The organism is Oceanobacillus saliphilus (genome assembly GCF_023522835.1).
Classification (GTDB): Bacteria; Bacillota; Bacilli; order Bacillales; family Amphibacillaceae; genus Oceanobacillus; species Oceanobacillus saliphilus.
In genome coordinates this window covers 1-14,981 of record NZ_JALCZU010000001.1, presented here as the reverse complement: position 1 = coordinate 14,981, position 14,981 = coordinate 1, and the positions used below count along the sequence as shown (strand labels likewise).

Genomic DNA, 14,981 nt, shown 5'->3' with positions numbered 1-14,981 from the left:
AAGATTAGGAGGTTTTATGACCTCCTTTCTTTTATTACACGATAACTGGAGGGATAAGCGTGTTAGGAATTTCAATTTATTTAGGAAATGAACCGATTGATCAGCAGACATCCTATATTCGTAAAATGAAGGAAAGAGGATTCCAGTCCATCTTCACGTCCTTACATATTCCAGAGGATGATCAAACACTTTATAAGGGACAGCTTCAAGCACTTGGAAAAGTAGCTGCCGAATTTGAGATGGAATTGATGGCTGATATATCGCCCCATTCATTAGAAGCACTTGGCTATGATTGGGAAAATGCAGATCAATTGCTAAACTGGGGGCTTTCGGGTCTACGAATTGATTATGGCGTAGATGAGCAGACGATCATTGATTTATCTCATAAAATGCGTATTGCATTAAATGCGAGTACGATTACAAAAAACGAATTAATTCGAATGCAAGAAAAAGGTCTAAATGTTAAGGCTGTTGAAGCATGGCATAATTATTACCCACGACCTGAAACAGGACTCGGATTAAGTGATTTTATTCAAAAAAATAAAGAACTAAAAGAAGCAGGAATAACGGTAATGGCATTTATCCCAGGAGACGAGAAATTAAGAGGACCGCTTTATGAGAGATTACCAACCTTGGAACAGCATCGACAGCTTTCTCCGTTCGCTGCTTTTTTAGAATTAGAAAAAGTTGCTGGCGTCGATAAAATCATCGTTGGTGATGTGGCAATTAGCGATACTTCCCTTGAACAATTTCGTGCTTACAAACAAAACGAAATCGTAGTCCGTGCAATACCTAACGAACGTGCAGATAAGGAAATACGAAGAAAATCTACAGAACCTTTTACAAACAGAGCTGATAATGCTAGGGACTGCATACGCTCTGTTGAATCGAGAAGCTATGCACAGTATGGGAAGTTAGTTGTTCATCCAATTAATTGTGTAGAACGTCCCGTTGGCTCGGTTACGATAGATAATGAAAAATATATGCGTTATCAAGGGGAAATCCAACTAACATTAACTGATTTACCAGCAGATGAACGAGTAAATGTCCTGGGCCGCGTTATTCCGGCTGATTTACCGTTGCTTTACTGGATTAAGGGGAAACAGAAGTTTCGGATTAAGTGGGTGTGATGATACAGAGATAGAATTATTTGTCTGCGCACGAGGACGTATGACAATACTAAATAAATTTATAATTGGAGAAAAGATTAGGAGGATTTTTAAATGCAATTACAAGATATCATTCCTGATAAAGGACGTCTTTTTCTAAATAACGAAGTCCCAGAAGTATATAAAACGGATTACTCCTATCAAAAAGTTGCCAAAGTGCATGCTGTTGCACGACCGAATACAACCGAAGAAGTAATGGGATTAGTAAAATTTGCAAATGAAGAAGCTCTTCCCATTATTGCTCGTGGATCAGGGACAGGGGTGGCGGGTTCCCAAGTTCCGATAAATGGCGGGGAATTAATTATTGATGTGCAAAATATGAATCGTATTCTGGAATTAGATGAGGAGACGATGACATTAACTGTGGAACCAGGTGTTCAATTAAATGAAATTCAAACATTTGTAGAAAGTAAAGGTTATTTTTACCCACCTGATCCAGGTTCCAAAAACTCAACCATTGGAGGAAATATCGCTACAAATGCAGGCGGAATGCGTGCAGTAAAATATGGTACAACGAGAGACTATGTTCGTGAATTGGAGGTTGTGCTGCCAGACGGTGAAAAAGTTACCCTAGGTAGCCTAAACATTAAAAGCAGCTCCGGGTACGACTTGAAGAACCTTTTTATAGGTTCAGAAGGGACGTTAGGAATAACAACGAAAATAAAACTAAAGGTATTACCACTACCCAAATTTAAGAAATCGGTTTTATTGGCTTTCCAATCATTAAAGGACGCGACAAATGGTGTGTTAACGATTCTCCAAAACAGTATTGAACCAACGGCTTTAGAATTATTTGAAAGAAGTACAATTGAATACAGTGAAAGGTTTACGAATATTGCTTTGCAAAGTCAAAAGGGTGATGCGTATTTACTTATGACAATTGATAGTAACGAAGAGGAAACAATCTCACGTAAACTAGATATTGTAAAAAGCATCTTAACAAATCAAGCATTAGAAATTATTCCACTACTTACGCAAGAAGAAGAGGAAAAGGCATGGTTCCTTCGAGATAATATTCTAGTTGCGCTCATGCAGTTTACAGAGTTTGAGATGCTGGATGAAGTTGTACCTATTAATAAATTTGCTGAAATGATCAACTATACGAAAGAATTACAAGAAAAGCATGGGTTGAAGGTAATTAATTTCGGACATGCAGGAGACGGAAATATCCATACGGTTTTAATGAAAGAAGATCTTGATGATGTCACTTGGCAGACGAAACGTAAAGCTTTGTTAGATGATTTGTATGACAAAGTCGCTGAATTGGGTGGATTACCTTCTGCAGAGCACGGCATTGGAATTATAAAGAAAGGCTATTTAGAAAAAATGCGTCATCCAGTTGAACTTGATTTAATGAGAAAAATAAAAAACGCCATCGACCCAAACAATCTACTAAACCGAGGGAAAATATTTTAGTTGGACGTGGGGAAAGCTTGTCCCCAAAAAAGCCGGGAGAACTCAAAATCCCGGCTTTTTTGGCAACTAAGAAATAAACATTCTTGCTTGCATAAGTCCAACTAAGTGTGTCATGGATAGGTTCGGTTTGTTGAAATCCGTTGTCCTATATTCCATTGGCCATATAGGAAATATATAGATATAAGATAGCTGAATTTTGTTCGTAACTAAGGCATCTCATTTTAAGACTTCTAACGAGAAAACATTGTTTTTCTCGAAATCTCTAATTATTTCTGGAGTCAATAATAATCTCAATTGGTCTTTCGTTGCCCATTTGTAATTAGAGTGTTCCTTGGATAGAATAACTTCTTTACTATTGCTCCTACATAAATAGGTCAAAAGAACAACTTGTCTTGCTGGGTCAGTCTTGAATGTAGTTGCATATAAAATCTTCTCTATCGTAACAGACAAACCTATTTCTTCTTTAATTTCTCGCAATAGTGCGGCTTCTAAATCTTCTCCAAATTCTATTTTACCCCCAACACATTCCCACGTTCCTCCACCAATTTCGTCATTTTCTGCCCGTTGTACGATTAAAACCTTTCCATTATTCACAATGACACCTTTAAGAGCAACAACCATTTTATTGGGATTTGTCAATGAAAACACCCTCTTGTTTTTAGATACGGAAGCATGGGGACGGTTCTCATGCTTCCTTTTTCAGGAAGCAGTAGAACCGTCCGAGACCAGTGAAAAAGTAAAAAGTTTGAAAATCAATGCTAATTAGTCCCCACAGGCAATCGTCTTTTGGTGTTAAATTGGACATTGAAACCCCACAAATATGATAATTTATCTTGTGATTTTGGGAATTGATTTTTTGTGTTTTTTAGAGAGAGACTTTTTCAGTGGTCTCGAACCGTCCCCGTGCTTCCCGTTGATTTTCTTTTATCATAGGGGAAGGGGCTTATTTTTAGCAAATAAAGCGTTTCCGTATGTGTTGTCATGCTATAGAATCAGCAATTTATTTTTCATGAGGAACACAACATTTAAGCTTCTTAGCTAGAAATCGCCCCATTAAAAGTTATTGACAATAAAAAATCTTCATGTTAATCTGTATCTCAAGATTAAAAATAAATAGATATTTTAGTTTTTTCTTATCAAGAGTGGCGGAGGGACTGGCCCGACGATGCCCGGCAACCTACTTGGCTATTTTGCCAAAGTAAGGTGCTAATTCCTGCAGGAGATGATCCTGGCAGATAAGAGGAGTGGATACATAGATGATAACTCTCTTCTTATTGGAAGGGGGTTTTTTTATTGAAATTATTGAGATAAAAAAGAGGAAGATTTGATGTGTCGCTATTCCCTGATTTACAAGGGTGTCGTATACATAGTTAAAGTATCATTGTATGAGGTTAGGGACGATCTGTTCCCTTGGTCAAAAATAATAGGAGGTTATGGAAAGTGAAAAAATTAATGTATTTGGCTGTTGGGATTATAGCTATTGTATGGCTTGCAGGATGTTCGGAGGCAAGTTCGGGAGGGAAGCCGGAGAAAATTAGACTAGATTATGCGTATTATTCTCCAACGAGTTTAGTTTTAAAAGAATTCGGTTGGCTGGAAGAGGAGTTTAGTGAGGAAGGAATCGGAATTGAATGGGTTTTAAGCCATGGAAGTAATAAGGCTCTGGAATTTCTAAATAGCAATAGTGTTGATTTTGGGTCAGCTGCTGGTGCTGCTTCCTTAATGTCAAAAGGGAATGGGGCGCCTATCAAAAATGTGTATATTTTTTCAAAGCCGGAATGGACCGCACTGGTAACGAATCCAGATTCTAATGTGAATTCTGTACAGGACTTGGTAGGAAAACAAGTGGCTGCGACGCTAGGAACAGACCCTTATATCTTTTTGCTTCGGTCCTTAAATGAAGAAGGGATTTCAGCCGATGATGTGGAAATTGTAAACCTTCAGCATGGAGACGGGGCATCTGCATTAACAACTGGTTCTGTTGATGCATGGGCAGGGCTTGATCCGCATATGGCAAGGCTGGAACTTGAATCTGATGCTGAATTATTTTATCGCAATCCGGATTTTAATACGTACGGTTTTTTAAATGTAAGAGAGGATTTTTCAAATCATTATCCCGACTATGTCAATCGGGTAATCGGGGTTTATGAGCGTGCAAGAGAATGGATAGAAGAGAACCCTGAGGAAGCAGCAGAAATTTTAGCGGAAGAGGCAAGTATTGAGATTGATGTGGCTAAGAAACAATTGGAACGGAATGATTTTTCAGAACCGATACCTGGTAACATTCACCATGAAGCATTAGTGGAAGCTGGCAAGATTCTGCAGGAAGGTGGCGTAATTGATGGGGCAGTGGATATAGAGGAACTTACTTCTGAACTCATTGATCCATCCTTTGCAGAGGAGATAATCGGGAGTGAATAATACGCTTTGGAGGAGAGAAGATCATGAAACATAAAGGAGAGCTCACATCAACAGTTGTAGTTACCAATCGAATAAATGAAAAGAAAGGTGAAAGAACCAAACGGGATTTTAGAGGAGGAGAGGCGCTGATTTTAGGAAGTATCATTCCAATAGCGCTTGTCATCGTTTGGGAGATTTTAAGTAGGATCGGAGTGTTTCCTGCTTATCAGCTCCCAGCACCGACAACGATTTTGGAAACGATACGGGGAATGGCGCAGGATGGTAGCTTGTGGAACCACATTGGGATAACGACATTTCGGGTGTTCTTAGGGTTTGTATTTGGAACCATAGCTGCAATTATTTTAGGCTCGCTTGTTGGATTTTACAAAAGGGCTGAACAGTTATTTGATCCGATGATCCAAGCGTTCCGGTCAATACCATCTCTTGCCTGGGTTCCGTTATTTATTCTGTGGATGGGTATTGGCGAACCATCAAAAGTAACGATGATTGCAGTCGGCGTATTTTTCCCCGTTTATTTAAATCTGGTGAGTGGGATTACTGGGGTGGACCGCAAATTAATCGAAGTTGGTAAAATGTATGGTTTAAATACATTTCAGTTAATCAAACGAGTTATCCTTCCAGCTGCTTTACCTTCTTTTCTTGTTGGATTACGCAGTGGTCTCGGTTTAGGATGGATGTTTGTTGTTGCGGCTGAACTGATGGGTGCGAGTAAAGGATTAGGCTACTTGCTTGTGCTCGGACAAAATACACTATCACCTGAAACTATCATTGCAAGTATTATTTTGTTTGCGATTATCGGAAAACTCTCGGATTGGATATTAAAATTGGTTGAAAAACGAGCTTTAAGATGGCAGGACAGTCTTGTTCAATCATAGGGATAGGAGGCAGATGAAATGAGTTTGGAAGTTAGAAATGTTAGTCGGTCATTCGATGGGAAGCAAGCGGTGAACAACATCTCTTTTTTTGCAGAACCTGGTGAAATTATCGGAATTCTGGGAACGAGCGGTAGCGGGAAAAGTACCGTATTGCGAGCAATTTCTGGACTGGATAGAGGCTATGACGGGGATATCGCTATTAACGGAAATGTGGAAAAGGAAATACAGGATACAACCGGATTTATATTTCAAGAACCGAGATTATTTCCGTGGCTAACGGTACTGGATAATGTCACCTTTGGGTTGAAGGGAGATAAAAAAGACAAAATTGCCCGCGCCAAAGTGTATTTAAAGAATGTTGGTCTAGATGAAAGCGGGGGACTTTATCCAAGGCAACTATCCGGTGGAATGGCTCAGCGTGTAGCGATTGCAAGAGCACTCGTCACTTCTCCAGAAATCCTCTTGTTAGATGAACCTTTTAGTGCCCTGGATGCCTTTACGAAAATGCAGTTACAGGATTTGCTGTTAGATGTTTGGAAAGAATATCAATCCACAATCGTTTTAGTGACACATGACATTGATGAAGCAATGTATTTATGCAATCGGATTATTATTTTACGCGGACAGCCGGGGGAATTGCATAAAGAAATTAAAATAAAGGAACCTCGTCCACGTAACCGGGCAAGCAAGCAGTTAGCAGCTTATAAAGCAGAGATTTTAGAAAGTCTTGATTTGAATGTAAAAACTTCCTAAGGAGAGATATCGATGTCAGCAATTATACAAGCAAGTAAACGAATTTCCCCCCTAAAAAATCATTCATACAATTTACCTAACTATAATCAGATAAAAGGTGAATTTTCATGGGATGTTATTGAAAAGATTTTTATTAGAGAAGACGGGAAAGTTAATGCCGCATATGAAACGATTGACCGACATGTTGAGGATGGATATGGCGATAAAATAGCGCTTCACTATGTAAATGGGGATGAAAAGCAAACCTATACATTTAAAGAGGTAAAAGAAAAAACGGATCATTATGCAAGGCTGCTAAAAAAAGTTGGTGTAAAAAAAGGGGATAGAGTGTTTGTCTTCTTGCCAAAAACACCGGCTTGCTATATTTCCATCCTAGCCATCATTAAAATCGGGGCAATTGCTGGACCTTTATTTGAGGCGTTTATGCGTGAGGCGGTGAAAGAGCGAATCAACGACTGCAACGGTACGGTACTTATTACAGATAAAGAGATGGTGCAAAGAGTGCCACAAGACGAAATTCCCTCACTGGAAAAGATATTATTCGTGGAAGAAATTGAAAATCTGCCAGTTGACACTAAGACTGAGAATATCGTGGAATGGGTCGATCCAGAAGATGGTTTAATTATTCATTATACAAGCGGTTCAACAGGTAAACCAAAAGGCGTATTGCATGCGCATCGTGCGGTTGCTCATCATTATATTTCCGGAAAATGGGTGTTAGATATAAAAGAAGATGATGTGTATTGGTGTACCTCTCACCCAGGCTGGATTACTGGTAGTGTCTATGGATTATTTGCACCATGGTTAAATAGAGCTACCATTGTGATTCAAGGAGGACGTTTTAAAGCAGAAAGCTGGTATCAATTAATAGAAGAGTTAAAAATAACGATATGGTATAGTGCTCCAACTGCTTTCCGTATGCTCCTGTCTCAAAAGGATTTAGTGGAAAAATACGATTTATCTTCTGTCCGGCATGTATTAAGTGTCGGGGAACCTTTAAATCCTGAAGTTATTTATTGGGCATGGGAAAAATTAGGCGTTCGGATTCATGATACATGGTGGATGACCGAGACCGGTGGACATTTAGTTGTGAATTTTCCATCAGAGAATATCAAGCCTGGTTCGATGGGCAGGCCATTTCCAGGAATAACGGTCGGTATTTTAGATGAGGAAGGAAACGAATTACCACGCGGCTCCGTCGGTCAGCTTGCTGTTCGAACGCCATGGCCGGGATTAATGAAGGAAATATGGGGGAATAAAGAAAAGTTTGCGAATTACTTTAAACACGATGGCTGGTATCTATCAGGTGATTTAGCGGTACAAGATGAGGATGATTATGTATTTTTCCAAAGTAGGAGTGATGATATCATTAATTCCTCTGGAGAAAGAATTAGCCCATTTGAAGTGGAAAGTAAGTTAATTGAACATCCGGCTGTTGGTGAAGCAGGTGTCATCGGAAAACCAGACGCTCTTCGGGGAGAAGTTGTAAAAGCATTTATTACACTCCGTAGCGGATATATAGCGTCTGATGAGTTATTGGAAGAGATTCGTGTCTTCGTAAAAAAAAACCTAGCAGCCCATGTAGCACCAAGAGAAATCGAAATACTCGATGAACTACCGAAAACAAAAATAAGCGGCAAAATATTGAGGAGAGAATTGAAAAAAAGGTAAGAAAAGAAGCATGGGGACGGTTCTCATGCTTCCTTTTCAGGAAGCAAAAGAACGGTCCCCATGCTTCTTCTAGATTAATTTCTTACAAGATAATCAAAAGCACTTAAAGCTGCTGTTGCAGCGGATCCCATGGATATGATAATTTGCTTAAATGGTTCTGTCGTACAGTCTCCAGCAGCAAATACACCAGGGACGTTTGTAGCGCCGCGGTTATCGATTACGATTTCACCAAATTTATTGCGTTCAACGACATCGCCTAACCAGTCAGTGTTTGGTACAAGGCCGATTTGAACGAATACACCGGATAGTTCAATATGCTTTTCTTCACCTGTTTCACGTTCAACATAGGAAATACCGTTTACGTTATCTGTTCCGGTAATTTCTTTTGTTTGAGCGTTTTTAATCACAGTGACATTTGGCAGACTGTTGAGACGGTCTTGAAGTACTGAATCGGCTTTCAGTTCTGACGCAAATTCAAGTACGGTTACATGATTAACGATCCCAGCAAGGTCAATGGCTGCTTCAATACCGGAGTTACCGCCACCGATAACAGCTACATCTTTTCCTTCAAACAAGGGACCATCACAATGTGGGCAGTATGCTACCCCTTTGTTCTTGAATTCAGCTTCGCCAGGAACACCAATATTACGCCAACGAGCTCCTGTTGCAAGGATCACGGATTTACTCTTAAGAACAGCACCGTTTTCAAGCTCAATTTCAATCATATCTTTCTTTTCTAAACGAGTCGCACGCTGTAAGTTCATGACATCAATATTATATTCTTTGACATGCTCTTCTAGATTTGCTGCAAGCTTAGGTCCTTCCGTGCGGTTTACACTGATAAAGTTTTCGATACTTGCCGTATCCAAGATTTGACCACCGAAGCGTTCTGCAACAATACCTGTACGGATACCTTTTCGTGCTGCATAAATAGCTGCGCTCGATCCACCTGGTCCGCCTCCAACAACAAGTACATCATACGGATCTTTATCAGCAAACTCGGATGCATCTGGAGCATTTCCTAATTTAGCAAGTATTTCTTCCACAGTCATCCGGCCACCGCCAAATTCCTCGCCGTTTAAGAAAACAGTAGGTACTGCCATGATGTTTTTCGCTTCTGCTTCTTCTTTATAAGCTGCACCATCAATCATTGTATGGGAGATGTGTGGGTTTATGACGCTCATCACGTTCAATGCTTGGACAACCTCTGGGCAGTTTTGACAAGTTAAGCTGATGTAAGATTCAAAGTGATAATCTTCTTTGATGTTTTTGATTTGATCGATTGCTTTTTCGTCAATTTTTGGAGCTCTTCCACTTACTTGAAGTAATGCCAGTACTAAGGAAGTGAACTCATGTCCGAGTGGGATCCCCGCAAATGTGATACCCGTATCTTCACCAATACGGTTGACACTAAAGCTTGGTGTTCTTTCCAATACCGTGTGCTCGATTTTAATATTCGATGACATGGCAGCTAACTCTTCTACCAATGATAGCATGTCACGAGAAATATCATCAGACCCAGTGCTAACTTTAAGTAGTACGTCGCCCTCCATCATTTGGAGGTATTGCGCTAATTGTGCTTTAATATCCGCATCTAGTAACATTGCTTCTACTCCTTACATGAAATGTTCAAAAAGAGGATGAAGAGAACCGAAAAAATTCGAAAGGTCCTTTTCATCAGGATTTCAAACAACCTATTATATTTTCCCTACAAGATCAAGGCTTGGTTTAAGTGTTTCAGAACCCTCTTCCCATTTAGCTGGGCAAACTTCACCAGGGTTGTTACGAACGTATTGTGCTGCTTTGATTTTGCCAACAAGCGTGCTTGCGTCACGACCAATACCGTCAGCGTTAATTTCTGCTGCTTGTACAACACCGTCTGGATCAATGATAAACGTACCACGTTGTGCAAGACCTGCTTCTTCATCTAGCACATCAAAGCTACGGGAGATTTTTTGTGAAGGGTCACCGATCATAATGTATTCAAGCTTGCTGATCGCATCTGAATGATCGTGCCATGCTTTATGTGTGAAATGTGTGTCTGTTGATACAGAATAAACTTCAACACCTAATTTTTTCAATTCTGCGTAATGGTTTTGAAGGTCTTCAAGCTCTGTTGGGCAAACGAAAGTAAAGTCTGCTGGATAGAAGCAAACAACATTCCATTGACCTTTTAAATTTTCATCGGTAATTTCGATAAATTCACCGTTACCGCTATTGTATGCTGATGCTTTGAATGGTTGTATTTCTTTTCCGATTAGAGACATATACATCTTCCTCCTGCTGTTATAATTTATTTCTTAGAACTATATAGTAACCTGATATAACGACGATTATTAGTGTTGTTGGTTAACTATAATAATTCTAAACGAACATTCATTATTATATACAATAAATCCTTTGTCAATCCTTATTCAGGTGATTTGCGAAATTATTCACAAATATAACCTTTAATAAATAGTATATACAACTTTAAAGGAAGTATGGGGACGGTTCTCATGCTTCCTTTTTGTATTTATGTAATAAGAAGGAAGCTAATATGGCGGGGGGAGGATTCCGCCACCATCGATAATGAAAAAAGGTAAATTTGAAATCAACCTGGTAAACCCAATTAAAAATATCATCACTGCTTATAAATGCTGACGTTACAATTGACATAGTACCGGAATCGCCAAGTAGAAGTTCCTGAAGACCCAGGTGAAGAGCCAGCACCGTGAAAATCTAGTGGAAGAGGATCCAGGTGAAGGGCCAGCAACAGCTAAACCCGAAGAAACACCAGCTGGATAATAGAAGATAACAAAAAGGAATACCTTTCCCATTTAGAGAACGGTATTCCTTTGAATTCCTTTGTCCTAAAATATAATCCATATCCGAATATTGAAAAGTATCTCCTAACAGCTCGAATAGGCCATCATCTGTCCCAACATTTCCTTTTCCTTCATATAATAGGTTAGATTGTATTGCTAGTTAAATATTGAAGAGGAGGTAATGAATTGTGACTTACGATCCATTTAGGCAGCTGGGGAATATGAGAAAAGATTTCGGAAGCCTTTTTTCCGATTTACCTTATTCGATAAAGGGGATACTTCAATCTGACGGGATACGTATAGATATCCATGAAACTGAGAATGAGGTGGTGGCATTCTGTGATCTTCCGGGATTACAGAAAAAGGATGATTTGGAGATCGATGTTCAGAATAATATTTTAACAATTTCGGGTTCAATAAATGTAACAAATGAAGTAAAAGGGGATAACATCCATAGGAGGGAGCGCTTTGCAGGTGATTTTCAGAGGGCTGTACTACTCCCGTCCCCGGTATCTTCAGAAGGAGTATCCGCTTTTTACAAAAATGGTGTCCTGGAAGTTAAGATGGCGAAAGTCCCGCACGATAAAAAGAAAATTGATATAGCGTTTGATTAAAGACTATTGATATCAGTAAATCGACTTTGCAACTTATGGAAGTTCAAAAACATGGGAAAACATTGGGTTGCACCGTGCCAATAGCTCTATGCTTTTAAAACAAAGAAAGGCTGAACATTGTCCAGCCTTTCTTTAATGGGTGAAAAAATAACATGATTTATTGAAGTACTTCAACCCGACCTAAATTTTCAACTCGTTTCATTGCTTGTAAAATAGCTTCTTTCGTTATATGTGGAACTGCCAAATGAAAGGTTTCCTGCTCACTTGCGGCAAATTCTGCAATTTCCGCTGCCGCCTCGGGAAGGTTTTTAGAAACGCCAAAGGATTCCAGACGACGTGGGAAGTTATTTTCATCAAAGAAAGGAATTAATTTTTTCACCTCAGCTTCATCGCCGGATGCCATTAATTGGACGAGCACACCGTAAGCAACCTTAACACCATGAGCAGATTCATGTGTTTCAGGAACGAGTGACATGCCGTTGTGGATTGCATGTGCTCCTGCCATTCGTCCATATTCCCCTGCAAATCCGCCGACCGTACCGGCAACAGCAACAACTGCTTCTGCAACACGAGCAAAGGCAGGCGTTACCTCTTGACGTTCCAGACTCGCGATTGCTTCTTTCGTATCATTCAGCAAAATTTCCTGCGTTAATTTAGCAGTTTTTAATCCGACATGGACCATCGCTGACAAATCATTATCATCCACATGACGTGTAATTGCTTCGGCTTCATACCATTTAGCGAGGGTATCACCAATACCGCCCATAAAATAGCTCTTTGGAGATTCAACGAGTAAATGAAGATCCATTAAACAAAGATATGCCGCTCTTTCATAATACTCAACAGCTTTAAAAGTATGATCCGGATGATATACAGCTGATAAAGGCGTGTAGGCTGCACAGGTTCCGAGGACTGTCGGAATCATGATATAGTCGATATGTAACAGAGCAGCCGTTCCTTTTGCAGTATCTAGCAATCGACCGCCACCAATTCCGACAACACAATCAGCTCCTTTTATAGCAGCCGCTAAACGTGCCATATCCTCATTCGAAGCTGTACCATCATAATGATAGATTGGTAATCGAAGCTCACCGCGATAATGGTTCAGAAAAGCTTCATAAGATTTTTCACCAGTAATGATAACTGGATTTTTAAATAAGCGTAATTTTTCATCTAAAAAATTTAGTGCCCCCGCTTCACAAATATATTGCCCTGGACCACTGCGCACTACTTGACTTAATCGCATTTAAGATTCCTTCTTTCTCTAGTTGTTTTCATGTTTTGTATATATGTTTACCTAGTTAAACAAATTTGGCATCAACAGATAGAGGCATATCGGTGGAAACACGTAAATTTTTTTCTGCACGGATTTGCATATATCGTACCGAATAACGTATGTACAATGGTGTCTGCTGATTCCACGAGTGCTGTTATTGTTGAAAAATGCTAAAGTGCCAGACTTGCAGCCAATCCAGAATTCTAATTCCAATTTCGAGTGTCGAGGCTGTTTCTGCCTTTGTTAGTTTCCCCGTGATATAGCCGACTGCATAGCCAAAAAACCCCCATTCTTTGAAATATAATGGGAGCCTCACGTCCATGTCCCATTCATACAGGCACGAAGAGGACTTAGTTTTCGGTTATATTATCACGAATAAAACACCAGTATCTAAATCCTCTTGGTAATAATAATGTCGTTAATCATTGCATGTACATGAACAGTCATGGAAAGGCCCTCGCTTTTAAATAATTTGTTTAGTTGTTGAACTAATTTTATTACTCTAAAAATTTATAGTCAAGGATTTCTTTCAACTAGTCAAAAGAATCCGTGCAAAAAATGCTGTCTATATTAATATGGCGGGTGGCGTGGATGCAAATCCAACTAACTAAGTAGCTTGTAACGAACTTGGATAACTCCTTTGCTAATGTTTAAACGATTTAAAAGTAATGGTAGATTACGTCTTATTCCGATTCCCTATATAGTTCTATAGAAAATATTAAGGAAAACGCTGGATTTTCTGTAGAAAAACATATGGATATTCAAGTTTTTCTGCACATAACAGGTGAGAGTCAGTATTATTGGGAAAGTTAGGTGCTAGTGGATTGAGGTTTAGAGAGTTTAGATAGTGGACGCAGGGTTGGAATACCCCGCTGAAAAAGCAGTTTTTTTAGCTTATTGCGAAAGAGAGCAGTGAATCTGAACGTACCTATTCATTCAATGCACCACAGTATGATCCGATTGGTATGCTAGGACAATGAAGTTTGAAATATAAAAAGGCAAAGTAAGAGTTAAGTAAAAAACATGATCCTGTAATAGAATCATGTTTTTTTGTATAGTGACACACATACGCTATTCATTAGGTCCCTGCTGTTCTATGTCCAACCAATAACTATAAGGGACATCCAAGCAGTTTGTTCTATAAGTAAGAGCTCTGTTGTCTAATCTCTTTGAAAAATCATAACGGTATTAAATTCGTCATAAAACGTTTTTCAGACTTAGGTGTGGAGTGTCGGTTCAGTTCAGGTTCAACATCTAGTAATGCATCTTTTTGTTCCTTCGAATTACATAGATTAAAGGCATCGATAAGCGAATCGTACAATCCAATATCTTCATTATACTTATTGCTTTCGATTTTAATGCTATTTTCGTACTCATAATGTACAGTGAAAGCAATCTCCTTTAAGGTTTCTTTCCTGCCTTGTTGGTTAGCTGACTCATTGATTTCATATCAATCTTATGATCATTATTTTGTGTATCCTAACTATATTATTAGGGATCCGTGGAAATGCGGGGAAGATATAAATTCTAGATTATAATAGAATATAAAAATTGGATATAATTGGATTCGGAATAATATTGCTTTCGTTTTCCATCCATGTTATATTAGATATCCGCCACAAGAGCTAGAGAAAATCAAGAAAAATAATGGTTGACTTCTAGTTTGATAGTGTGGTATGATTGTTCTTGTCGCTTTAGACAGCTAACACAGATTAAAAAGAAACAACGAAAAAAGATTGTTGACTTAATCGGTTATATGTTATATAATATAATTCTTGTCGCTGAAAAAACGACTTACAAATTTGCTCTTTGAAAACTGAACAAAACAACCAGTATGTCAAGAAAGAAAACACTGTTTTCTTTCGAAGCAAGTAACAAATAGAAGCTAGTCTTCTGACTAAGCTAATTCAAACACTTTTATGGAGAGTTTGATCTTGGCTCAGGACGAACGCTGGCGGCGTGCCTAATACATGCAAGTC

Annotated in this window: 11 protein-coding genes, 1 rRNA gene and 1 riboswitch; of the genes, 8 read left to right on the top strand and 4 right to left on the bottom strand. The window is 39.1% G+C overall.

The features are described from left to right. Window positions 1-59: 59 nt before the first annotated feature. Window positions 60-1,130 (top strand): DUF871 domain-containing protein, encoded by a 1,071-nt coding sequence (locus tag MN204_RS00060; RefSeq protein WP_249869032.1) that lies wholly within the window; start codon window positions 60-62, stop codon window positions 1,128-1,130. A 93-nt stretch (window positions 1,131-1,223) separates the two neighbouring features. Further along, on the top strand, window positions 1,224-2,585 hold the full coding sequence (locus MN204_RS00055) for an FAD-binding oxidoreductase (RefSeq protein ID WP_249869031.1): 1,362 nt from the start codon (window positions 1,224-1,226) through the stop codon (window positions 2,583-2,585). A gap of 216 nt (window positions 2,586-2,801) precedes the next feature. On the opposite strand, the gene MN204_RS00050 is transcribed toward MN204_RS00055, so the two are convergent. Continuing rightward, complete coding sequence (locus MN204_RS00050) at window positions 2,802-3,206, bottom strand: NUDIX hydrolase (RefSeq protein ID WP_438804679.1); 405 nt, start codon at window positions 3,204-3,206, stop codon at window positions 2,802-2,804. 509 nt (window positions 3,207-3,715) lie between these two features. Then, a riboswitch (SAM riboswitch) is annotated at window positions 3,716-3,827 on the top strand. A 198-nt stretch (window positions 3,828-4,025) separates the two neighbouring features. Between MN204_RS00050 and MN204_RS00045 the strand changes: the two genes are divergently transcribed. The 4 genes from MN204_RS00045 to acsA are packed head-to-tail and all read left to right on the top strand — an operon-like array spanning window position 4,026 to window position 8,305. Further along, window positions 4,026-5,006, top strand: coding sequence for an aliphatic sulfonate ABC transporter substrate-binding protein (locus MN204_RS00045; protein ID WP_249869029.1), 981 nt, complete (start codon window positions 4,026-4,028; stop codon window positions 5,004-5,006). Window positions 5,007-5,029: 23 nt separating this feature from the next. Continuing rightward, window positions 5,030-5,881, top strand: coding sequence for an ABC transporter permease (locus tag MN204_RS00040; protein WP_306798536.1), 852 nt, complete (start codon window positions 5,030-5,032; stop codon window positions 5,879-5,881). A gap of 18 nt (window positions 5,882-5,899) precedes the next feature. Beyond that, window positions 5,900-6,634 carry an ABC transporter ATP-binding protein gene (locus tag MN204_RS00035; protein ID WP_249869028.1) on the top strand — a complete coding sequence of 245 codons (735 nt, stop codon included), beginning with the start codon at window positions 5,900-5,902 and terminating at the stop codon, window positions 6,632-6,634. Window positions 6,635-6,646: 12 nt separating this feature from the next. Next, window positions 6,647-8,305, top strand: coding sequence for an acetate--CoA ligase (acsA, locus tag MN204_RS00030; RefSeq protein WP_249869027.1), 1,659 nt, complete (start codon window positions 6,647-6,649; stop codon window positions 8,303-8,305). 74 nt (window positions 8,306-8,379) lie between these two features. On the opposite strand, the gene ahpF is transcribed toward acsA, so the two are convergent. Together ahpF and ahpC are read right to left on the bottom strand one after the other, a co-directional pair. Continuing rightward, window positions 8,380-9,909 (bottom strand): alkyl hydroperoxide reductase subunit F, encoded by a 1,530-nt coding sequence (gene ahpF / locus MN204_RS00025; RefSeq protein ID WP_249869026.1) that lies wholly within the window; start codon window positions 9,907-9,909, stop codon window positions 8,380-8,382. A gap of 93 nt (window positions 9,910-10,002) precedes the next feature. After that, window positions 10,003-10,572 (bottom strand): alkyl hydroperoxide reductase subunit C, encoded by a 570-nt coding sequence (gene ahpC, locus MN204_RS00020; protein ID WP_249869025.1) that lies wholly within the window; start codon window positions 10,570-10,572, stop codon window positions 10,003-10,005. 761 nt (window positions 10,573-11,333) lie between these two features. On the opposite strand from ahpC, the gene MN204_RS00015 reads away from it, so the two are divergent. Next, complete coding sequence (locus MN204_RS00015) at window positions 11,334-11,726, top strand: Hsp20/alpha crystallin family protein (RefSeq protein WP_249869601.1); 393 nt, start codon at window positions 11,334-11,336, stop codon at window positions 11,724-11,726. Window positions 11,727-11,883: 157 nt separating this feature from the next. Here MN204_RS00015 and MN204_RS00010 read toward each other — a convergent pair whose 3' ends face one another. Beyond that, window positions 11,884-12,972 (bottom strand): iron-containing alcohol dehydrogenase family protein, encoded by a 1,089-nt coding sequence (locus MN204_RS00010; protein WP_249869024.1) that lies wholly within the window; start codon window positions 12,970-12,972, stop codon window positions 11,884-11,886. Window positions 12,973-14,918: 1,946 nt separating this feature from the next. Here MN204_RS00010 and MN204_RS00005 point away from each other — a divergent pair. Continuing rightward, window positions 14,919-14,981 (top strand): 16S ribosomal RNA (locus MN204_RS00005); the annotation flags it as partial.